The sequence below is a fragment of the Rhizobacter sp. SG703 genome, assembly GCF_012275445.1.
GTDB lineage: Bacteria > Pseudomonadota > Gammaproteobacteria > Burkholderiales > Burkholderiaceae_C > Rhizobacter.
The window spans coordinates 371,371-392,503 of the sequence record NZ_JAAZQK010000001.1; the positions used below are offsets into that span (position 1 = coordinate 371,371).

21 protein-coding genes are annotated in these 21,133 nt (G+C 68.2%); 1 reads left to right on the forward strand and 20 read right to left on the reverse strand.

Annotated elements, in window-relative coordinates:
- Positions 1-3 precede the first annotated feature (3 nt).
- The 8 genes from dnaB to ppsA all read right to left on the reverse strand — a co-directional run bounded on the left by dnaB (position 4) and on the right by ppsA (position 8,004).
- Positions 4-1,446, reverse strand: coding sequence for a replicative DNA helicase (gene dnaB / locus FHT26_RS01515; RefSeq protein WP_168558427.1), 1,443 nt, complete (start codon positions 1,444-1,446; stop codon positions 4-6).
- 156 nt (positions 1,447-1,602) lie between these two features.
- Positions 1,603-2,055, reverse strand: coding sequence for a 50S ribosomal protein L9 (gene rplI, locus FHT26_RS01520; RefSeq protein ID WP_168558428.1), 453 nt, complete (start codon positions 2,053-2,055; stop codon positions 1,603-1,605).
- A gap of 11 nt (positions 2,056-2,066) precedes the next feature.
- On the reverse strand, positions 2,067-2,357 hold the full coding sequence (gene rpsR / locus FHT26_RS01525; RefSeq protein WP_047502601.1) for a 30S ribosomal protein S18: 291 nt from the start codon (positions 2,355-2,357) through the stop codon (positions 2,067-2,069).
- 48 nt (positions 2,358-2,405) lie between these two features.
- A complete protein-coding gene (priB, locus tag FHT26_RS01530; protein ID WP_056808804.1) occupies positions 2,406-2,687 on the reverse strand; it encodes a primosomal replication protein N in 282 nt (93 codons plus the stop codon).
- Between the two features lie 37 nt (positions 2,688-2,724).
- Positions 2,725-3,087, reverse strand: coding sequence for a 30S ribosomal protein S6 (gene rpsF / locus FHT26_RS01535; RefSeq protein ID WP_047502595.1), 363 nt, complete (start codon positions 3,085-3,087; stop codon positions 2,725-2,727).
- A gap of 169 nt (positions 3,088-3,256) precedes the next feature.
- Positions 3,257-5,329 carry a sodium:solute symporter family protein gene (locus tag FHT26_RS01540; RefSeq protein ID WP_168558429.1) on the reverse strand — a complete coding sequence of 691 codons (2,073 nt, stop codon included), beginning with the start codon at positions 5,327-5,329 and terminating at the stop codon, positions 3,257-3,259.
- Positions 5,322-5,588 carry a sodium/substrate symporter small subunit gene (locus FHT26_RS01545; protein WP_168558430.1) on the reverse strand — a complete coding sequence of 89 codons (267 nt, stop codon included), beginning with the start codon at positions 5,586-5,588 and terminating at the stop codon, positions 5,322-5,324. The genes FHT26_RS01540 and FHT26_RS01545 overlap by 8 nt, the downstream gene beginning before the upstream one ends.
- A gap of 7 nt (positions 5,589-5,595) precedes the next feature.
- The gene (ppsA, locus tag FHT26_RS01550) at positions 5,596-8,004 is read right to left on the reverse strand and encodes a phosphoenolpyruvate synthase (RefSeq protein WP_168558431.1); all 2,409 of its coding nucleotides are present in this window, start codon (positions 8,002-8,004) and stop codon (positions 5,596-5,598) included.
- A 217-nt stretch (positions 8,005-8,221) separates the two neighbouring features.
- Between ppsA and ppsR the strand changes: the two genes are divergently transcribed.
- Complete coding sequence (gene ppsR / locus FHT26_RS01555; RefSeq protein WP_168558432.1) at positions 8,222-9,043, forward strand: posphoenolpyruvate synthetase regulatory kinase/phosphorylase PpsR; 822 nt, start codon at positions 8,222-8,224, stop codon at positions 9,041-9,043.
- On the opposite strand, the gene FHT26_RS01560 is transcribed toward ppsR, so the two are convergent.
- From FHT26_RS01560 to uppS, 12 genes are all read right to left on the reverse strand, one after another.
- Complete coding sequence (locus FHT26_RS01560) at positions 9,018-9,821, reverse strand: TrmH family RNA methyltransferase (protein ID WP_168558433.1); 804 nt, start codon at positions 9,819-9,821, stop codon at positions 9,018-9,020. The two genes, ppsR and FHT26_RS01560, sit on opposite strands and share 26 nt — an antisense overlap.
- The gene (gene rnhB, locus FHT26_RS01565) at positions 9,818-10,492 is read right to left on the reverse strand and encodes a ribonuclease HII (protein ID WP_168558434.1); all 675 of its coding nucleotides are present in this window, start codon (positions 10,490-10,492) and stop codon (positions 9,818-9,820) included. The genes FHT26_RS01560 and rnhB overlap by 4 nt, the downstream gene beginning before the upstream one ends.
- A complete protein-coding gene (gene lpxB / locus FHT26_RS01570; RefSeq protein ID WP_168558435.1) occupies positions 10,464-11,609 on the reverse strand; it encodes a lipid-A-disaccharide synthase in 1,146 nt (381 codons plus the stop codon). Before lpxB ends, rnhB begins: the two co-directional genes overlap by 29 nt.
- A gap of 113 nt (positions 11,610-11,722) precedes the next feature.
- A complete protein-coding gene (lpxA, locus tag FHT26_RS01575; protein ID WP_168558436.1) occupies positions 11,723-12,511 on the reverse strand; it encodes an acyl-ACP--UDP-N-acetylglucosamine O-acyltransferase in 789 nt (262 codons plus the stop codon).
- Positions 12,512-12,527: 16 nt separating this feature from the next.
- Positions 12,528-12,974, reverse strand: a complete 447-nt coding sequence (gene fabZ, locus FHT26_RS01580) for a 3-hydroxyacyl-ACP dehydratase FabZ (protein ID WP_490362765.1) — start codon at positions 12,972-12,974, stop codon at positions 12,528-12,530.
- A gap of 2 nt (positions 12,975-12,976) precedes the next feature.
- The gene (lpxD, locus tag FHT26_RS01585; protein ID WP_168558437.1) at positions 12,977-14,005 is read right to left on the reverse strand and encodes a UDP-3-O-(3-hydroxymyristoyl)glucosamine N-acyltransferase; all 1,029 of its coding nucleotides are present in this window, start codon (positions 14,003-14,005) and stop codon (positions 12,977-12,979) included.
- A 3-nt stretch (positions 14,006-14,008) separates the two neighbouring features.
- Positions 14,009-14,521, reverse strand: a complete 513-nt coding sequence (locus FHT26_RS01590) for an OmpH/Skp family outer membrane protein (protein WP_056808798.1) — start codon at positions 14,519-14,521, stop codon at positions 14,009-14,011.
- 14 nt (positions 14,522-14,535) lie between these two features.
- Positions 14,536-16,860, reverse strand: a complete 2,325-nt coding sequence (bamA, locus tag FHT26_RS01595) for an outer membrane protein assembly factor BamA (protein ID WP_168558438.1) — start codon at positions 16,858-16,860, stop codon at positions 14,536-14,538.
- Positions 16,861-16,867: 7 nt separating this feature from the next.
- On the reverse strand, positions 16,868-18,241 hold the full coding sequence (gene rseP / locus FHT26_RS01600) for an RIP metalloprotease RseP (RefSeq protein ID WP_168558439.1): 1,374 nt from the start codon (positions 18,239-18,241) through the stop codon (positions 16,868-16,870).
- On the reverse strand, positions 18,238-19,440 hold the full coding sequence (gene ispC, locus FHT26_RS01605) for a 1-deoxy-D-xylulose-5-phosphate reductoisomerase (RefSeq protein WP_168558440.1): 1,203 nt from the start codon (positions 19,438-19,440) through the stop codon (positions 18,238-18,240). The genes rseP and ispC overlap by 4 nt, the downstream gene beginning before the upstream one ends.
- 70 nt (positions 19,441-19,510) lie before the next feature.
- Positions 19,511-20,347: a phosphatidate cytidylyltransferase gene (locus tag FHT26_RS01610; RefSeq protein WP_168558441.1), complete on the reverse strand. Its 837-nt coding sequence runs from the start codon at positions 20,345-20,347 to the stop codon at positions 19,511-19,513.
- Between the two features lie 2 nt (positions 20,348-20,349).
- Positions 20,350-21,126, reverse strand: coding sequence for a polyprenyl diphosphate synthase (gene uppS, locus FHT26_RS01615; protein ID WP_168558442.1), 777 nt, complete (start codon positions 21,124-21,126; stop codon positions 20,350-20,352).
- Between the last annotated feature and the right edge of the window lie 7 nt (positions 21,127-21,133).

Here is a 21,133-nt window from a genome sequence, read left to right on the forward strand (position 1 = left end):
GCGTCAGTACATGTCGCCGCCACCGCCGCCGCTGCCGGGGGCGAGGTTCTCGAACTTCGTCAACGGCTTGAGGAACGCGAGGCGCACCGTGCCGGTCGGCCCGTTGCGCTGCTTGCCGATGATGATCTCGGCGACACCCGGGTCCTTGCTCTCGTCCTTGGTGTAGTAGTCGTCGCGGTAGATGAACATGATGACGTCGGCATCCTGCTCGATCGCGCCCGATTCGCGAAGGTCGCTCATCATCGGCCGCTTGTCGGTGCGGGTTTCGACGCTCCGGTTCAGCTGCGACAGCGCGATCACCGGGCACTTCAGTTCCTTGGCCAGCGACTTCAATCCGCGCGAGATCTCGCCGATCACGGTGGCGCGGTTTTCTTCGCTGCCGCCGCCGCTGCCGCTCATCAGCTGCAGGTAGTCGACGACGATCAGGCCGAGCTGGCCGCACTGGCGCGCCTGGCGGCGGGCCCGCGCACGCAACTCGCTCGGCGACAGCGCCGAGCCCTCGTCGATGAAGACCGCGGCCTTGCCGAGCTTCTCGACCGCCTCCGACAGGCGGCCCCATTCGTCGTCGCGCAGCTTGCCGGTGCGCAGGTTGCTCTGGTCGATGCGGCCGAGCGAGCCGACCATCCGCAAGGCCAGCTGCGCCGCGCCCATTTCCATCGAGAACACGACGACCGGCAGGCCTTCGTGCACCGCGACGTTTTCGGCGATGTTCAATGCGAAGGCGGTCTTTCCCATCGACGGCCTGGCGGCCAGCACGATCAGGTCGCCCGGCTGCAGCCCGGCCGTCATGCGGTCCATGTCGAAGAAGCCGGTTCGCACGCCGGTCACTTCCTCGGCGCCGTTCTCGTGCAGCTCGTTGACGCGGTCGATCAGCTGCACCACCAGCGTGTCCATGCTGATGAAGCCCTGTCGCGAGCGCGAGCCTTCTTCGCCGATCTTGAAGATCTTGCTTTCGGATTCGTCGAGGATCTGCGAGACCGGCCGGCCCTGCGGGTTGAAGGCCGCGGTCGCGATCTCGTCGCTGGCCGCCACCAGCTTGCGCAGCACCGCGCGCTCGCGGACGATCTCGGCATAGCGGCGCAGGTTGGCCGCGCTCGGCACGCTCTGCGCGAGCGCGTTCAGGTAGGTCAGCCCGCCGCAGTCGGCCGCCTTGCCCAGCCCCTGCAACTGCTCGAACACCGTGATCACGTCGGCCGGCTTCGAGCCGTTGATCAGTCCGCCGATCGCGGCATAGATCAACTTGTGCTCGTAGCGATAAAAATCGGTGTCCTGCAGCAGGTCGCCGCAGCGGTCCCAGGCGCTGTTGTCGAGCAGCAGGCCGCCGATGACGCTCTGCTCCGCCTCGATCGAATGCGGTGGCACGCGAAGGCGCGCCACCTCGTCATCACCGCTGCTGCCGTGGGCATCCGACCCGAACTGCGGTGGAAGATTGAATACGGTGGACATCAGTCGATCCTAAGCGCTGGTGCGCGACAGCCTGTGGGTAAGCCTGTGGACTTCCGGTGAGGAAGCTGCGGAAAAGATGTAAGGGTGCCGGCCTGAGGTGCCGGAAAATGAAAAAGGCCGGCGATGCCGGCCTTTCAATCGCAGAGCGAAGCGACCTCAGTCGGTTTCGCCCACCACCACCACCTTGACGTCGACGACGACATCGGTGTGCGGTGCCACCGAGACGACGTGCTCGCCGACGGTCTTCAGCGGGCCGTTGGGCAGGCGGACCTGCGCCTTGGCGACCTTGAAGTCGATGCGCGTCAGCGCTTCGGCGATGTCGTTGTTGGTCACCGAGCCGAACAACCGGCCATCCACACCCGCCTTTTGCGTGATGTGAACGGTGCGGCCGCTCATCTTCTCGCCCAGCGCTTGCGCGGTGGCGAGCTTCTCGGCAGCGGCCTTTTCGAGCTCGGCACGCTTGGCTTCGAATTCCTGGATCGCCACCGCGGTCGCGCGGCGTGCGGCCTTGGTCGGGATCAGGAAGTTGCGTGCATAACCGTCCTTGACCTTGACGACATCGCCCAGGTTTCCGAGGTTGCCCACTTTTTCGAGCAGGATCACTTGCATGCTGGTACTCCTCAGACCTTGTGCTGGTCGCTGTACGGCAGCATCGCCAGGAAGCGCGCGCGCTTGATGGCGGTGGTCAGCTGACGCTGGAAGAACGCGCGCGTGCCGGTCAGGCGTGCGGGCGTGATCTTGCCGTTCTCACCGATGAAATCGCGCAAGGTGTCGATGTCCTTGTAGTCGATTTCCTTGACGCCGGTCACCGTGAAGCGGCAGAAGCGCTTGCGGCGGAACAGCAGGGATTGTTGGTTGCGCTTGGGCTTGCGGTCCTTCGAGAACCGACCTTTACCACGTGGCGGGGGCATGTTTCACCTCACTCTTGAATATCCGGACAAACAGGTTGAGCACGAAGCTCATTCGAATTCGGTCACATGGAACAGCGTGCCGCGACCGCTGCGCATCGCTGAAAGAAAGCCGGCGAAGGTGCCTGTGCTTCCGATCGGCAATGCCTGCAGGCGCCGTGTGATGTCACCGATGGCCACGGCCCGGATCTCCAGGGAGACTCGGCGGACCTGACCGGATTCGCTGACCTGCGATTCGTGCTTGAGGCTCAAATCGAAGGCCGGCAGCCCGGCCGGTGTGTACCTCATGGCGCCCCGCTCCACCACTTGCGCTGCCAGAACCAGTCGGTTCATGCAACACGCGGGTGACAGCCGCGGGACTTCACTGTTCTCAGGCTGCAGCTTCCTGCGGGGCCTTGCGGGACTCTTCCTTCTCGACGGCCTTCATCATCACCGACGGACCGGTGTCGGCTTGCGGCCGGACAACGGTCAGGTGACGCAGCACGGCGTCATTGAAGCGGAAGCCCGTTTCCAGCTCGCCGAGGACTTCCTTGCTGCATTCGATGTTGATGCAGAGGTAGTGGGCCTTGGCCAGTTTCTGGATCAGGTAAGCCATCTGGCGACGGCCCCAATCTTCCACACGGTGGACCTTGCCGCCGCCGGCGGTGATCACACCCTTGTAGCGTTCCAGCATGGCCGGAACCTGTTCGCTCTGATCCGGATGGATGAGCAAGATGATTTCGTAGTGACGCATTGAAACTCCTTTTGGGTTTGCACCCTTTGCCGGCCACTGCTTCCCGGCTGGGCAAGCAAAAACAGGCTGTTGGGTGATACACCACCCCAAGCGTCGTCTGGGTGTGGCAAGGCGAACCCGGGATTCTACTCAGAAAATTGGTGAGTGGACATTTTTCTGTCCGGAGTCGTCACGGTGCACGCAGCCGATCGAGAAACTCCCGCGTTTGCGGCCCCGGTGCCGGCGCCAGCAGGCTGGCGATCACCGTCGCCGCGAAACCCGCCGGCACGCCGAACACGCCGGCCGAGATCGGCTGGATGCCGAACCACAGCCGCCCCGGCGCCTGCACGCCGAGCAGCCCGCGCATCCACGGCTCGTTGAGCGCCATGTAGTACAGCGTCACCGACAGCCCGACCAGCATGCCGGCCACCGCGCCCTGGCGGTTCGCGCGCTGCCAGAACACGCCGAGCACCAGCGCGGGGAAGAAGGCCGAGGCGGCGAACGAGAACGCCGCCGACACCAGGAACACGATGTCGGCCGGCTTCTGCGTCGCAAGCGCCGCCGCCGCCAGCGCGACCAGCAGCAGCATCACTTTCGACAGCATCACCCGCAGCCCGCCGGGCGCCTTCGGGTCGAGCGTGCGGTAGTAGACGTCGTGCGACAGCGCGCTGGAGATCGTCAGCAGCAGCCCGTCGGCGGTCGACAGCGCCGCCGCCAGCCCGCCGGCCGCCACCATGCCGGAGACGACATACGGCAGCCCGGCGATCTCGGGCGTGGCCAGCACGACGATGTCGGCGCCGATGCGGATCTCGCCCAGCTGCAGCACGCCGTCGCGGTTGATGTCGGCGACCGACAGCAGCGTCGGATCGACCTTGGCCCAGTTCGCGATCCAGGCCGGCAGCTGCTCGAACGGCGTGCCCACCAGCGACGTGAACAGCTCGTACTTCACCAGCACCGCGAGCGCCGGTGCCGACAGGTACAGCAGCAGGATGAAGAACAGCGACCAGGTGACCGACTGCCGCGCCTGCCGCACCGACGGCGTCGTGTAGCAACGCACCAGGATGTGCGGCAGCGCGGCGGTGCCCAGCATCAGGCAGAACACCAGCGCGATGAAGTTGCGGCGCGAGTCGCCGAAGGCCGCCCGCTCGGCCGGCGTGCCGTCGGGGTCGCCGGCGAACGGCGTGCCGTGCGGCGGCATGCCGCCGAGCGGATGCGCCCTCGCCTCGTTGGCCGTTTGCGACTGCGTCCAGGCGATGCGCGCCGCGGCTTCGTCGGCCGGCAGCGCCAGCAGCCGCTTCTCGGCAGCCTGCAGCTCGGCCAGCGACGCACCGGCCTGGCGCAGCTCGGCCAGCTGGCGCCGAGCGTCGGCACGCTCCGCGGCGAGCGCGCCGGCCACGTCGCGCAGGCGCGCCGCATCGGCGTCGGCGCGCGCCTTGTACAGCGCGATCACCTGCAGCTCGCGCGGGTCTTGCGCGAGCTCCTTCTCGCGCTCGGTCAGCTTCTGCAGCTGCGCGCCATAGATCGCCTGCGGCACCGGCACGCCGGTCTGCTTGACCGACAGCCACACCACCGGCACCAGGTAGGCCACCAGCAGCACGATGTACTGCGCGACCTGCGTCCAGGTGATCGCGCGCATGCCGCCGAGGAACGAGCACACCAGCACGCCGCCCAGCCCGAGGAAGATGCCGACCTCGAAGGCCACGCCGGTCAGCCGGGTGGTGATCAGCCCGACGCCATAGATCTGCGCCACCACGTAGGTGAACGAGCACAGGATGGCCGCCGCCGCGCCGATCAGCCGCGGCGCATGGCCGCCGTAGCGCGCGCCGAGGAAATCGGGGATCGTGAACTCGCCGAACTTGCGCAGGTACGGCGCCAGCAGCAGCGCCACCAGGCAGAAGCCGCCGGTCCATCCCATGATGAACGCCAGCCCGCCGTAGCCCTGCAGGTACATCGTGCCGGCCAGGCTGATGAAGGACGCGGCCGACATCCAGTCCGCCGCGGTCGCCATGCCGTTGTAGACCGCCGGCACGCGCCGGCCGGCCACGTAGTACTCGAGCGCATCGGTGGTGCGGCTGACGATGCCGATGCCGGCATACAGCGCGACGGTGGCCAGCAGGAAGATCACGCCGATCCAGCGCTTGGGCAGGCCGGCCTGCTCGGCCGCGGCCAGCGCCGCGATGAACGCGAGCAGGCCCACGGTGTAGAGCCCGTAGACCTTGTTGAGCCGGCGAAGGAAACGGCGCTGCTCGCCGGGGTCACTCATGGCCGGAATGGTCGCCGCCCGGCTGCGCCGCGTCCATCCGGTCCATCACCCACGCGTAGACGCCGACGATCGCGAGGAACACCAGCAAGGCGCCCTGCGCGCCGACCCAGAAGCTGAACGGCCAGCCGAAGAAGACGAAGCCCAGGTCGCGCGCGAACCACGCGACGCCGAAGCCGACCGCGAACCACACCAGCAGCAATCCGGCGACGATGCGCCGGTTGCGGCGCCAGTAGGCGGTGGTCGGCCGGGCTTCGCTCACACTGCGCTCAGCGTTTGGCCAAACGCTGCCAGGTGTCGACCACGGTGTCCGGGTTCAGCGAGATCGACACGATCCCCTCCTGCGCCAGCCAGTCGGCGAAATCGGGGTGGTCGCTCGGCCCCTGGCCGCAGATGCCGATGTACTTGCCGACCGCGCGGCAGGCCGCGATCGCGCGCGAGATCAGTGCCTTCACGGCCGGGTCGCGTTCGTCGAAATCGCGCGCCAGCAGCTCCATGCCCGAATCGCGGTCCAGGCCCAGCGTCAGCTGCGTCAGGTCGTTCGAGCCTATCGACATGCCGTCGAAGTGCTCCAGGAACTGGTCGGCCAGGATCGCGTTGCTCGGCACTTCGCACATCATGATGATGCGCAGCCCGTCCGACCCGCCGGCCGAGGCCCGCTTCAGCCCGTGCTCGGCCAGCATCTCGACGACCCGCTTCGCCTGCCCGACGGTGCGCACGAACGGCACCATGATCTCGACGTTGTCCAGCCCCATGTCGTTGCGCACGCGCTTGAGCGCCTCGCACTCCATCGCGAAGGCCTCGCCGAAGCTCTCGCTGACGTAGCGCGACGCGCCGCGGAAGCCGAGCATCGGGTTCTCTTCTTCCGGCTCGTAACGCGAGCCGCCGATCAGCTTGCGGTACTCGTTGCTCTTGAAATCGCTCAGCCGCACGATCACCGGCTTCGGCCAGAACGCCGCCGCGATGGTGGCCACGCCCTCGACCAGCTTGTCGACGTAGAACGCGCGCGGCGACGCATGGCCGCGCGCCACCGACTCGACCGCCTTCTTCAGGTCGAGGTCGATGTTCGGGTAGTCGAGGATCGCCTTCGGGTGCACGCCGATGTTGTTGTTGATGATGAACTCGAGCCGCGCCAAGCCGACGCCGCTGTTGGGCATCTGCGCGAAGTCGAAGGCCAGCTGCGGGTTGCCGACGTTCATCATGATCTTGACCGGGCAGTACGGCAGCTCGCCGCGCTGCACCTCGTTGACCTCGGTGTCGAGCAGGCCTTCGTAGATGTAGCCGGTGTCGCCTTCGGAACAGGCCACCGTGACGAGCGCGCCGTCTTTCAGCGTCTCCGTCGCGTCGCCGCAGCCGACCACCGCCGGGATGCCGAGCTCGCGCGCAATGATCGCCGCGTGGCAGGTGCGCCCGCCGCGGTTGGTGACGATCGCGCTGGCGCGCTTCATCACCGGCTCCCAGTTCGGGTCGGTCATGTCGGTGACGAGCACGTCGCCGGCCTGCACGGTGTCCATGTCGGCGAGGCTGTGCACGATGCGCACCGGGCCGGTGCCGATCTTCTGGCCGATCGCGCGGCCTTCGGCGAGCACGGTGCCGCTGCCCTTCAGCCGGTAGCGCTGCTCCGCCTTGCCCTTGGCCTGGCTCTTCACCGTCTCCGGGCGGGCCTGCAGGATGTAGAGCTTGCCGTCGGCGCCGTCCTTGCCCCATTCGATGTCCATCGGCCGGCCGTAGTGCTGCTCGATGATCAGCGCGTAGCGCGCCAGCTCGGCCACGTCGGCGTCGATCAGCGAATAGCGGTTGCGCAGTTCGGTGGCGGTGTCGACCGTCTTGACCAGCTTGCCGGACGCGGACTTCTCGGCCGGCGTCGAGAACTCCATCTTGATCAGCTTGGAGCCAAGGTTGCGGCGGATGATGGCCTGCTTGCCGTTCTTCAGCGCCGGCTTGTGCACGTAGAACTCGTCGGGGTTCACCGCGCCCTGCACCACCGTCTCGCCGAGGCCATAGCTGGAGGTGATGAAGACCACGTCGGGGAAACCGCTCTCGGTGTCGAGAGTGAACATCACGCCGGCGGCCCCGAGGTCGGAGCGCACCATGCGCTGCACGCCGGCCGACAGCGCGACGTCGGCATGGGCGAAGCCCTTGTGCACGCGGTAGCTGATCGCGCGGTCGTTGTAGAGGCTCGCGAACACCTCCTTCATCTTGTGCAGCACCTCGTCGATGCCGATCACGTTGAGGAAGGTCTCCTGCTGGCCGGCGAAGCTGGCGTCGGGCAGGTCTTCGGCGGTGGCCGACGAGCGCACGGCGAACGACGCGCCCGGGTGGTCGGCCGTCAGCCGCGCGAACTCGGCGCGGATGGCGGTCTCCAGCTCGGGCGGGAACGGCGTGGCCTCGATCCAGGCGCGGATCTGCGCGCCGGCCTCGGCCAGCGCCTTCACGTCATCGGTATTGAGGGTGGAAAGTCGATCCTGGATGCGCGCGGCCAGGCCGTTGTGCGCGAGAAACTGCCGGAACGCATGCGCCGTGGTGGCAAAACCGCCGGGCACCCGCACGCCGGTGGCGGCCAGCTGGCTGATCATTTCGCCGAGGGAGGCGTTCTTGCCGCCGACCGCCTCGACGTCGGTCATTCTCAGATGTTCAAACGGTGCGACCAGGGCGGTCGCCAAGTTCGGAAGTGACATGGGAAAGCTCCGTGATGTTGAGAAACCGGTGCTTCCCGCCCTGACCGCGAACCCGAGCAACGCTCCGAGGGCTCCAGCAGGCGACGCGCGGTCCAGCGCTTGAGGTGTTCGAGTGGTGGCATGGACCGAAGAGGCGTTTGGGGGCGATTTGGAAGGTTGGGCGCGATTTTACGGGCCTTCCTGCCTATCATCGATGCCTCAACGCCCCCCTGTTCACATGGCCAATCGCACTGTCTACTTCGTCTCCGACGGCACCGGGATCACGGCCGAGACCTTCGGCAACTCGATCCTGGCCCAGTTCGCGATCAAGCCGCGGCACGTGCGGCGGCCGTTCATCGACTCCGAGGACAAGGTGCACCAGGTGGTGCGCGAGATCAACCATTCGTTCGACGTCGAGGGCCGGCGGCCGATCGTGTTCGTGACGCTGGTCAACCGCGAGATCCTGAACATCCTGAAGGCAAGCAGCCGCGGCATGGTGCTGGACATGTTCAACACCTTCATCGAACCGCTGGAGGCCGAGTTCGAGATGACCTCGAACCACCGCGTCGGCCGCTTCCCGGATATTTCGAAGAGCCAGGAGTACACCGACCGCATCGAGGCGATCAACTTCTCGCTGGCGCACGACGACGGGCAATCGTCGAAGAACCTGGCCGAGGCCGACGTGATCCTGGTCGGCGTGAGCCGCAGCGGCAAGACGCCGACCTCGCTGTACCTGGCGATGCAGCATGGCATCAAGGCGGCCAACTACCCGCTGATCCCGGAAGACTTCGACCGCATGGTGCTGCCGGCGGGCCTGGCGCCGCACCGGCGCAAGTGCTTCGGGCTGACGATCGCGCCGGAGCGGCTGGCCGAGATCCGCCATGAGCGGCGGCCGAACAGCCCCTATTCGAGCATCGAGAACTGCCGGCACGAGGTGTCGGAGGCCGAGGCGATGATGCGGCGCGAAGGCATCGCGTGGCTGTCGTCGACGCACAAGTCGATCGAGGAGATCGCGACGACGATCCTGCGCGACATCAGGCCGGATCGGTTGATGTATTGACCTTGTTTTGTCGCGCCGATTCGTAGAGGCACACCGCCGCGGCCGCGGCGACGTTCAGCGACTCCTCGCCGCCGGGCTGCGGAATGCGCAGTGATTGCGCGCAGCGCGCCATCAACGCGGCCGACACGCCCTGCCCTTCGTGGCCCAGCACCCAGGCGCAAGGCCACGGCAGCCTGGCGCGGTGGATCTCGTGCGGAGTGTGCGAACTGGTGGCCAGCAGCGGCACGGTCAGCGCTTCGAGCGCCGGCGCTTCGAGCCCTTCGACCAGCCGCAGCGCGAAATGCGCGCCCATGCCGGCCCGCAGCACCTTCGGCGACCACAGCGCGGCGGTGCCTTTCAATGCGATCACCTGCGTGAAGCCGAAGGCGGCCGCGCTGCGCAGCACCGCGCCGACGTTGCCGGCGTCCTGCAGGCGATCCAGCACGACGCTGGGCGCATCGGCCTGCAGCGTTGCACCGCCGGTCCACGGCAGCACGAACACGATCGGCGCGGCCGATTCCAACGTGCCCAGGCCCGCCATCAGCGCCGCCGGCACCACCGCCACCTGCGGTGCACGCTCGGCCAGCGCGCGCAATGCCGGCACCTGCCAGCCCGCTTCGGTGATCACGGCCTGCGACGGCTGCCCGCCACGCTGCAGCAGCGCCGATGCCAGGTGGTCGCCTTCCAGCAGCACCTCGCCGTGCTTGCGGTAACCGCCCGGATCGGCGGCCAGCTTGCGCAGCCGCACCAGCAACGGGTTGTCGCGCGAACTGATCGCCTTGACCGCGGCGGCCGTCACTCGGCAGGCACCGAAACGGCGGCCGGTACCGGCACGAGCACCGGCACACCCGCCGGCACCAGGGCTTCGCGCACCGGCGCGAACGAGCGGCGGTGGTGCACGCAGGCGCCGTGCTGCTTCAGCGCGGCCAGGTGCATCGGCGTGCCGTAGCCCTTGTGCTCGTCGAAGCCGTACTGCGGGTGCTGGTCGTGCAGCACCAGGCACAGCCGGTCGCGGTGCACCTTCGCGAGGATCGACGCCGCCGAGATCGACTGCACCAGCGCATCGCCCTGCACGATCGCCTCGGCCGCGATCTTCAGCACCGGCAGCCGGTTGCCGTCGACCAGCACCTTGGCCGGCTTCAGCCGCAGCCCCTCGACCGCGCGGCGCATCGCGAGCATCGTCGCCTGCAGGATGTTCAGCGTGTCGATCTCTTCCACCGTGGCCTCGGCCACCGCGCAGCACAAGGCCTTCGCGCGGATCTCGTCGTACAGGCGCGCACGCACCGCGGCCGTCAGCTTCTTCGAATCGTCCAGGCCCTTGATCGGGCGCAGGTCGTCGAGGATCACCGCCGCGGCGACCACCGGGCCGGCCAGCGGGCCGCGGCCGGCTTCGTCGACGCCCGCGACCAGGCCGATCGCGTCGAAGCGCAGGCCGAGTTGCTCAGGCGTGGAGGACTTTCTCGATCGCATCGGTGGCAGCCTGGGCAGTGTTGCAGCGCAGTCGGTGGTGCAGTTCGGTGAAACGCCGGGCGATGGCAGCGGATTCGGCTGGCTTGTCCAGCCACGCGAAGCCCGCAGCCGCGAGTTTCTGCGGCGTCGCGTCGTTCTGCAAGAGCTCGGGCACCGCAAATTCGCCGAGCAGGATGTTGGGCAACCCGACCCATGGCTGGTAACCCATGCGTTTCATCATCTGCCAGCTCAGCCAGTTCATCGCGTAGGTGATGACCATCGGCCGCTTGAACAGCGCCGCCTCGAGCGTCGCGGTGCCGCTCGCGATCAGCGTGACGTCGCAGGCCGCCAGCGCTTCGTGCGACCGGCCGTCGAGCAGCTCGATGCCGACACCGGCCGCATGCTCGGCCACCATCGGCACGACCAGCGACTGCAGCCCCGGCACCACCGGCAGCAGGAAGCGCAGCCCGGGGCGCTGCCGCTTCATCAGCGCGGCCGCAGCCAGCAGGCGCGGCGCGATGTACTGGATCTCGGAGCGCCGGCTGCCGGGCAGCAGCGCGACGACGGTTTCGTCGGGGCCGATGCTCAGCGCGCGGCGGGCGGCGTCGCGCGGCACCTCGATCGGGATCGCATCGGCCAGCGGGTGGCCGACGTAGGTCGCGGCAATGCCATGCCGCTCGTACAAGGCCGGCTCGAACGGGAAGATGCACAGCACGTGGTCGACCGCGCCACCGATCTTCTCGATGCGCCCGCCGCGCCAGGCCCAGATCGACGGGCTGACGAAATGGATGCTCTTGATGCCGCGCTGCTTCAGCCGCGTCTCGAGGCCCAGGTTGAAATCGGGCGCGTCGACACCGATGAACGCGTCCGGCGGCTCGCGCAGCAGGCGCTCGGCGAGCTGCTCGCGGATGCCGGAGATCTCGCGGTAGTGGCGCAGCACCTCGACATAGCCGCGCACCGCGAGCTTGTCGTGCGGCCACCAGGCCTCGAAGCCCTGGGCGGCCATCTTCGGGCCACCGATGCCGGCCGCCTGCAAGTGCGGCCAGCGCGCCTTCAGGCCACCGAGCAACAGGCCGGCGAGCAGGTCGCCGGAAGCTTCGCCGGCCACCAGGGCCAGCCGTGGTGAGCCGTTCTTCATGTCAGTAGTTCATCGAATGGCTGACCCGGCGGACGCCGCGGAACCGGCTTTGCCAGGCCGCTGGCGGCGCCCCCTTGAGGGGGAGGCGCGCAGCGCTTCGGGGATGGGTGTCCTCATCTCGCGATGCCGCGGGTCACGGCGGCGAGGAAGTCGTTCATCATCGCCACGTCGCCGGCGGCCTCGGGCACCGAATCGGCCAGCGCCGCGATCTCGTCGCGCGCTTCCTGCAGCGTGCGACCGCTGCGGTACAGGCTGCGGTGCATCTGCTTGACCGCCGCGATGCGCTCCGCGCTGAAGCCGCGGCGGCGCAGGCCTTCGATGTTGAAACCGCGCACCGCGAGCGGGTTGCCGTCGACCATCATGTACGGCGGCACGTCCTGCGAGATCGCGCTGGAGAAGCCGACGAAGGCGTAGGCGCCGATCTTGACGAACTGGTGCACGCCCGACAGCCCGCCGATCGTCACCCAGTCGCCGACGTGCACGTGGCCGGCCAGCGTCGCGTTGTTGGCCAGCACCGTGTGGTTGCCCAGCTGCACGTCGTGCGCCACGTGCACGTAGGCCATGATCCAGTTGTCGTTGCCGACGCGCGTGATGCCGACGTCCTGCGCGGTGCCGGTGTTGAAGGTGCAGAACTCGCGCACCACGTTGCGGTCGCCGATGTGCAGCTGCGTCGGCTCGCCGGCGTATTTCTTGTCCTGCGGCACCGCGCCGAGCGACACGAACTGGAAGATCCGGTTGTCGCGCCCGATCGTCGTGTGGCCTTCGATCACCGCATGCGGGCCGATCGTCGTGCCTTCGTCGATGCGCACATGCGCGCCGATCACCGCGTAGGGGCCGACGCTGACCGTCTCGCCCAGCTGGGCGCCCGGCGCGATCACGGCGGTGGGGTGGATGGTGGCCATCGCGTTGCTCCCGCCTTCAGCTGACCTTGCGCATCGTGCACATCAGCTCGGCCTCGACCGCGAGCTCGCCGCCGACCGAGGCGCGCGCCTTGTACTTGTAGATGCCGGCCTTCACGCGATCGACCGTGACGTCGAGGATCAGCTGGTCGCCCGGCTCCACCGGCCGCTTGAAGCGCGCACCGTCGATGCCGACGAAGTAGTAGACGGTGTCGCTGTCCGGCGATTCGCCGATGGTCTCGAACGACAGCAGCGCCGCTGCCTGGGCCAGCGCCTCGAGCATCAGCACGCCCGGCATCACCGGACGGTGCGGGAAGTGGCCGGTGAAGAACGGTTCGTTGATCGTGACGTTCTTCAGCGCCTTGATGCGCACGCCCTTTTCCATCTCCAGCACGCGGTCGACCAGCAGGATCGGATAGCGATGCGGCAGCTTCTTGAGGATCTGGTGGATATCCATCGTGTCCATGGTCATGCAATCTTCTTTTCAAGGGCACGCAGACGTTCACGCAGGCCGTGCAGGTTGCGCAATGTCGCGGCGTTCTTTTCCCAGGACGCATTGTCGTCGATGGGGAACACGCCGCTGTAGGTGCCGGGCTGCAGGATCGAGCGCGTGACCACGCTCGCGGCCGAGATGTTGACGCGGTCGCCCAGCTTCAGGTGGCCGAGGATCATGCCGGCCCCGCCGATGGTGCAGTTGGCGCCGATCGTCGTGCTGCCGGCAATGCCGACGCAGCCGGCGATCGCGGTGTTGCGGCCGATGCGCACGTTGTGGCCGACCTGGATCTGGTTGTCGAGCTTGGCGCCGTCTTCGATGACGGTGTCGGCCAGCGCGCCGCGGTCGATGCAGGTGTTGGCGCCGATCTCGACGTCGTCGCCGATGCGCACGCCGCCGAGCTGTTCGATCTTCTCGTAGCGGCCCTGCGTCGGCGCGAAGCCGAAACCGTCGGCGCCGATCACCGCGCCGCTGTGCACGATGCCGCGCGCGCCGATGTGGCAGTCGCCCATCAGCGTGACGCGCGGCGCGAGGCGCGTGCCGGCACCGAGGCTGGCCCCGCGGCCGATCACGCAATGCGCCCCGACCACCACGCCCGGGCCGATGCGGGCACCGGCCTCGACCAGCACGAACGGCCCGATGCTGGCGCTCGGGTCGACCGCCGCGCCCGGGTCGACGACCGCGCTCGGGTGGATGCCGGCCGGCACCGGCGGTCGCGTGCGCGCCGCCCACCACTGCGTGAGCTTCGCGAAGGCCAGGTAGGGGTCGTCGCAGACCAGCGTGGCGCCGCGGGCGACCGCGGCGTCGCGCATCGCCGGCGAGACGATCACGCAACCGGCGGCGGTGGCCGCGAGCTGCGAGGCGTAGCGGGGATTCGAGAGGAAGGAGATCGTGCCGGGCGTGGCGCCCTCGAGCGGGCCGATGCGGTCGATGCGCAGCGACGCGTTGCCGATCAGTTCGCCGCCGAGCTGCGCGGCGATGTCACCGAGTGGGACCTCATTCACGGATCACTTGCCGCCTTGCTGGGCGTTCAGCGCCTTGATCACCTTGTCGGTGATGTCGATGCGCGGGCTGGCGAAGACGACGTCCTGCAGGATGATGTCGTATTTCTCGGTCTCGAAGATCTGCTTGATGACCTTGTTGGCGCGCTCGACCACCGCAGCCAGTTCCTCGTTCTTGCGCTGGTTCAGGTCTTCCTGGAACTCGCGGCGCTTGCGCTGGAATTCGCGGTCCTGGTCGAGCAGGTCGCGCTGGCGACGGCTCTTCTCGGATTCGGCCAGCGTCGGCTGGTCTTTCTCGAACTTGTCGCCGGCCGCCTTCAGCCGGTTGCCGATCTCGTTCAGGTCTTTCTCGCGTTTCGAGAACTCGGCTTCCAGCTTGGTCTGCGCCGCCTTGGCCGGCAGCGCGTCGCGCAGCACCTTGTCGGTGCTGACATAGCCGATCTTCAATTCCTGTGCTTGCACGCCCAGCGCAGCGGACGCCAGGGATGCGGCAGCCAGCAGGAGGCGCAGAGACTTCAAGGTGGAGCTATTCATTAGAACGCGGTCCCGATCTGGAATTGCAAACGTTGAATTCTATCTGTTGACTTGTAGCGGATGGGCTCGCCGTAGCTGAGCTTCAGCGGACCCACCGGCGACACCCAGCTCAGGCCGATGCCGGCCGAGGCCCGCATGCTGTCCCAGGTCGGCGTCTCGTTCTCGCCCCACACGTTGCCGGCATCGACATAGCCGAAGATGCGCAGCGTGCGGTCGTTGCCCGAGCCCGGCACCGGCAAGTACAGCTCGCTGTTGATGTTCACGCGCTTGGAACCGCCGCTGTACGAGCCGACCACGTCGACCGGGCCGAGCGAGCCCTGGTCGAACGCGCGCACCGTGCCCAGGCCGCCGCCATAGAAGTTCTTGAAGATCGGGTAGCGTTGCCCGTTCAAGCCACGGCCCCAGCCCAGCTCGGAGTTGAACGCGAAGGTGTAGCGCTTGGTCAGCGGGATGTACAGCTGGTACTGCGTGTTGGTGCGGACGTAGCGGGTGTCGCCGGCCGCGCCCCACTCGACGTTGATGCGCTTGAAGCTGCCTTCGTTGGGCACCAGCGCACTGTCGCGCTGGTCGCGCGACCAGCCGATGGTCAGCGGCACCGAGGTGCTCGCGTCGCCGTAGCGCAGCCGGTACAGGAAGTAGTTGTTCGGCAATGCGCTCGCGCCGCGGATCTCGGTGCGCTCGATGCCGATGCCGAAGAACACCGTGTCGTACTCGCTGAACGGCACGCCGAAACGCACCGAGGCGCCGGGCGTCACCAGCTGGTATTCCTCGCCCTGGCTGTTCAACGGCTTGACGGTGCGGTAGTACACGTCGAGCGCGCGCGAGATGCCGTCGATCGTGAAGTACGGGTCGACCGCGCTGACGTCGAGCGTGCGGCTCGAACGGCTGGTGTTCAGCTCGATGCCCAGGTAGTTGCCCGAGCCGAACACGTTGTCCTGGCGGATCGACGCGTTCAGCGCCAGCTTGTCGGCACTCGAGAAGCCCGCGCCGACGATCAGGTTGCCGGTCGGCTTTTCCTTCACGGTCAGCGTCAGGTCGACCTGGTCCTGCGAGCCCGGCACTTCGTTGGTCTCGACGTTGACCTCGCTGAAGTAGCCCAGGCGGTCGACGCGGTCGCGCGACAGCTTGATGCGGCGGCCGTCGTACCACGACGATTCGAACTGGCGGAACTCGCGGCGCACCACCTCGTCGCGGGTGCGGCTGTTGCCGGCCACGTTGACGCGGCGCACGTACACGCGGCGCTGCGGGTCGCCGACCAGCGTCAGCACGACCTGGCCGGTGGCACGGTCGATGTCGGTGCGCGGCTCGACCCGCGCGAACGCATAGCCGAAGCTGCCGAAGCGATCGGTGAAGGCCTTGGTCGTCTCGGCGACCGCCTCGGCGCGGTACGGCTCGCCCGGCTTCACCTTGACGAGCGTCTTGAAGTCTTCTTCCTTGCCGAGGTACTCGCCCTCGAGCTTGACCGCCGTCACGGTGTAGGGCTGGCCTTCCTTGATGTTGACGGTGATCGTGATGTCCTGCTTGTCGGCCGAGATCGCGACCTGCGTCGACTCGACCTGGAACTCCAGGTAGCCGCGGTTCAGGTAGTACGAGCGCAGCGTCTCGAGGTCGGCCGTCAGCTTGGCGCGCGAGTAGCGGTCGGCCTTGGTGTACCAGCTCAGCCAGCCGCCGTCGTTCAGGTCGAACAGCCCGAGCAGGGTGCTTTCGGAGAAGGCGTGGCTGCCCAGGATGCGGATCTCGCTGATGCGCGCTGCCGAGCCTTCGGTGACCGTGAAGGTCACGTTGACGCGGTTGCGCTCCTGCGGGGTCACGGTCGTCACGACCTCGGCGCCGTACAGGCTGCGCGTCAGGTACTGGCGCTTGAGTTCCTGCTCGGCGCGGTCGGCCAGCGCCTTGTCGAACGGCAGGCCTTCGCCGATGCCGAAGTCCTTCAGCGACTTGGTCAGCGTGTCCTTGTCGAATTCCTTCAGGCCGACGAAGTCGATGTTCGCGATGACCGAGCGTTCTTCGACGATCACGACGACGACGTTGCCGTCGATTTCGATGCGCACGTCCTTGAACAGGCCGGTGGCGAACAGCGCGCGCAGTGCGGCCGCGCCCTTCTCGTCGTTGTAGGTGTCGCCGATGCGGAACGGCAGCGATGCGAACACCGTGCCGGCGTCCGACCGTTGCAGGCCCTCGACGCGGATGTCCTTCAGCTCGAAGGGGGTCACCGCCCAGGCCGATCCTGCATGCAATGCCGCCGCCAGCGCGATGCTGAGGACAGTGGGACGCAGGGAACGGGGGTGGACGGGGGGGAACTGCAGAACGAGGGGATTGCGCATGCGGTGATCAGTGCAGGCCCAGTTGCCGGGCCACATCGTTGTAGAGAGCGAGCGACATCATCAAGAGCATGATCGCCACCCCGCCCCGCTGCAGCCGCTCAAGCCACACGTCCGAGAGAGGCCGCCCCGTCACCGCTTCGAAAAGATAATACATCAGGTGCCCCCCGTCGAGGATCGGTAGCGGCAGCAGGTTCAGCACGCCGAGGCTCACGCTGACGGCCGCGATGAACGCGAGGAAGTAGGCCGGGCCGAGCAGCATCGACTTGCCGGCGTAGTCGGCGATCGTGATGGGGCCGCTCAGGTTCTTGATCGAGGCCTGGCCGATCAGCATGCGGCCGAGCATCTTCAAGGTCAGCGCCGACGAGTCCCAGGTGCGCTGCACGGCCTGTGTCATGCCGCCCCACACACCGTAGCGAACCGTCACCATCTCGTAGGACGCCGCGATGCCGGCGCCGATGCGGCCGACGCGCTGGCCGCCGTCCATCTCGACGGCCGGGCGCACCGTGAGGTCGATCACCTGGTTGCCGCGCTGCACCCGCCACGGCACCGCCACCGATTCGCCGTCGGCGCCATTCGCGCGGATCATCAGCAGCATGCGGTTCGCGTCGGGCACCGGCTCGCCGTCGATCGCGAGCACGCGGTCGCCGCTGCGCAGGCCGGCGCGATCCCCGGCCCCGCCCGGCGTCATCTTCCCGAGCACCGCAGCGCTGAGCGGCGCGACGCCGATGCGCGCCATCGTCTCCGGCGTCACGTCGTAGGTGTCGAGCGTGTCGACATCGAGCGTCACTGCGTGCGCGCCGTGCCCGCGCGAATCGGCCACCCGCAACTGCAGCTTCTCGGTGCGCAGCAAGGCCTGCGTGAGCTGCCAGTTCAGGTCGTTCATCGACTGCACGTCGTCCCAGTCGTTGCCGTCCCGGGAGATCGCCGACACGGTGTCGCCGGCGCGCAGCCCGGCCCGTTCGGCCAGGCTGCCGGCCGGCGGCGTCGCGAGCACGGCGCGGGGTTCCTCGACGCCGACCCAGTGGGCCGCCGAATAGAACAGCACCGCGAGCAGCAGGTTGGCAATCGGCCCGGCCGCGACCACCGCGGCGCGCTGCCACAGCGGCTTGCGGTTGAAGGCCTGCGACAGCTCGCCCGGCGCCACCGGGCCTTCGCGCTCGTCGAGCATCTTCACGTAGCCGCCCAGCGGCAGCATCGACAGCACGAACTCGGTGCTGTCGGGCGTCGCCTGGCGGCGCCACAGCACCCGGCCGAAGCCGATCGAGAAGCGCAGCACCTTGACGCCGCAGGCGCGTGCCACGCGGTAGTGGCCGTACTCGTGGATGACGATCAGGATCCCGAGCGTCACGACGAAACCGATGACCTTCGCGGCGAGGATCATGCGCCCATCCTCGCCACGGCGGCGCAGGCGACGCGTCGCGCCTCGGCGTCGAGCGCGATCAATCCGTCGAGGGAGCGGCAGGCATCGCGTTCAGGGGTCATGGCGTCGAGGGTGCTGACATTGACGCTGTGAATCTGATCGAAGCGGATGGTTCCTGCCAGAAACGATGCGACACCGATCTCGTTGGCCGCGTTGAGGATCGCGGTGCTGCCCTCGGGCCCGCGAAGCGTGTCCCATGCGAGTTTCAGGCCAGGGTAGCGCACGAAATCGGCCTCTTCGAAACTGAGCGCCGACATCTTCAGGAAATCGAGCTGCGACGCGCCCGACTCGACGCGCTCGGGGAACGACAGGCTGTAGGCGATCGGCACCCGCATGTCGGGCGTGCCGAGCTGGGCCAGAACCGAGTTGTCGCGCAGCACCACCATCGAATGGATGACGCTCTGCGGGTGCAGCACGACGCGGATCTGCTGCGGCGCGAGGTCGAACAGCCAGCGAGCCTCGATGACCTCGAGCGCCTTGTTCATCATCGTCGCCGAGTCGACCGAGATCTTGCGGCCCATCACCCAGTTGGGATGCGCGCAGGCCTGGTCGGGCGTGACGTCGCGCAGCGTCGCCGGGTCGCGGGTGCGGAACGGGCCGCCCGAGGCAGTGAGCAGCAGGTGGTCGATGCGCGCCGGCCAGGTGCTGCGGTCTTCGGGCAGGCACTGGAAGATCGCCGAATGCTCGCTGTCGACCGGCAGCAGCGTCGCGCCGCCGGCCCGCACCGCGTCCATGAAGAACGCGCCGCCGACGACCAGCGCCTCCTTGTTGGCCAGCAGCAGCCGCTTGCCGGCGCGTGCCGCGGCCAGGCACGACGGCAGCCCGGCGGCGCCGACGATCGCCGCCATCACGCTGTCGACCTCGGGGTGGGCGGCGATCTCGTCCAGCGCAGCCGCGCCCTCGAGCACCTCGGTGGCAGCGCCGGCCCCGTGCAGCGCGGCGCGCAGGCGCTTCGCATGCGTGGCATCGGTCATCACCGCGAAGCGCGGCTTCCACTGCAGGCACTGCGCGAGCAGCTCGTCGCTGCGGCTGTGTGCCGACAGCGCGAACACCTCGAAGCGACCGGGGTGGCGCGCCAGCACGTCGAGCGTGCTGGTGCCGATGCTGCCGGTGGAGCCGAGGATGCACACCCGCTGGCGGGGAGACGAGACTTCTGACATCGGTGGGCCTGGCTGGAAAGGGTGACGTGGCGCCGGGAGTGCGGCCGAGGCGGGCTGCTGGTGCGGGCAGCTACAGCGAGCTGAGCGCCATCGCGATCGGGAACACCGGCAGCAGCGCGTCGACGCGGTCGAGCACGCCGCCATGGCCCGGCAACAGGCCGCTGCTGTCCTTCGCGCCGGCCGCGCGCTTGACCAGCGACTCGACCAGGTCGCCGACCACGCTCATCGCGGACAGGAACACCAGCGACAGCACCAGGCCGATGACGCCGAAGCGCTGCAGCAGCAGCGTGTAGAGGCTGGCCGAATCGGGCTGGATCGAGCGGTCGAGCGCAATCCACGCGCCGGCCAGCACCAGCACGCCGAGCATGCCGCTCCAGACGCCTTCCCAGCTCTTGCCGGGGCTGATGGCCAGAGCGAGCTTGCGGCGGCCGAAGGCCTTGCCACCGAAATAGGCGGCGATGTCGGCGGCCCACACCAGGCACAGCACCGACAGCAGGTAGTTGACACCGCTGGTCCTGGCACTCGCGAGTGCGAGCCACGCGGTCCACAGCGCGGCGAAGCCCAGGACCCAGCGGGCCACGGCCGGCAATTGCGGCCAGGCCGACGGTCCGACCCGCAGCGCCAGCGCGCCGCCCAGCACCCACACCGCGAACGCCAGCCACCAGGCCGGGCTCGCCCCCGGGTGCACCCAGCCGGCCGCCATCGCACCGGCACAGGCGGCGGCCAGCAGCACGCCGAAGCCGATCGCAAGCGCCGACCCGGCCGCATTCAGGCGCGCCCATTCCCAGCCGGCCGCGCCGATCATCAGCAGCGTGACCAGCGCGAACGGCCAAGCCATCGGCGCGAACATCGCCGGCAGCAGGATGATCAACAGCACGACGGCCGTGATGACGCGTTGCTTCAGCACGCTCAGGCCCCGGCCTCGGCGGCCACGTCGGCGCTATTCACGCGGCCGAAGCGGCGGTCGCGGCTCGCGTAGTCGGCCAGCGCGGCATCGAGTTGCGCGACGCCGAACTCCGGCCACAGGCAGTCGCTGAACACCAGCTCGGAGTACGCCACCTGCCACAGCAGGAAGTTGCTGATGCGCACCTCGCCGCCGGTGCGGATGAACAGGTCGGGATCGGGCGCGAAATTCATCGCCATGTAGCTGCCGAGCTTCGCTTCGTCGAGCTCGGTCGCCGGCACGCCGTCCGCGATGGCCTGCTGGCAGGCCTGCACGATGTCCCAGCGGCCGCCGTAGTTGAACGCGACCGACAGCGTGATGCGCCGGTTGTCGGCGGTGGTGCGCTCGGCCTCGTCCCAGGCGGCACGCACCTTGTCGGACACCTGCGAGCGGTCGCCGACGATGCGGATGCGCACGCCCTCGCCCGCCAGCTTGGCCAGGTACTTCGACACCGCGACCAGCACCAGGCTCATCAGCCCCGACACCTCCTCGGTCGGGCGCTTCCAGTTCTCGGACGAAAACGCGAACACGGTGAGGTACTCGATGCCGCGGTCGGCGCAGGCCTCGACGGTGCGCACCAGCGCATCGACGCCCTGCTTGTGGCCGAAGAAGCGCGGCATCAGCCGCTTCTTGGCCCAGCGGCCGTTGCCGTCCATCACGATCGCGACGTGACGCGGGACGCGGGGAGCGGCTTCCACGGCAGGCGCTCGGGAGAAGAGGGAAGAAACGATGCTGGTGTTCATGGCCACG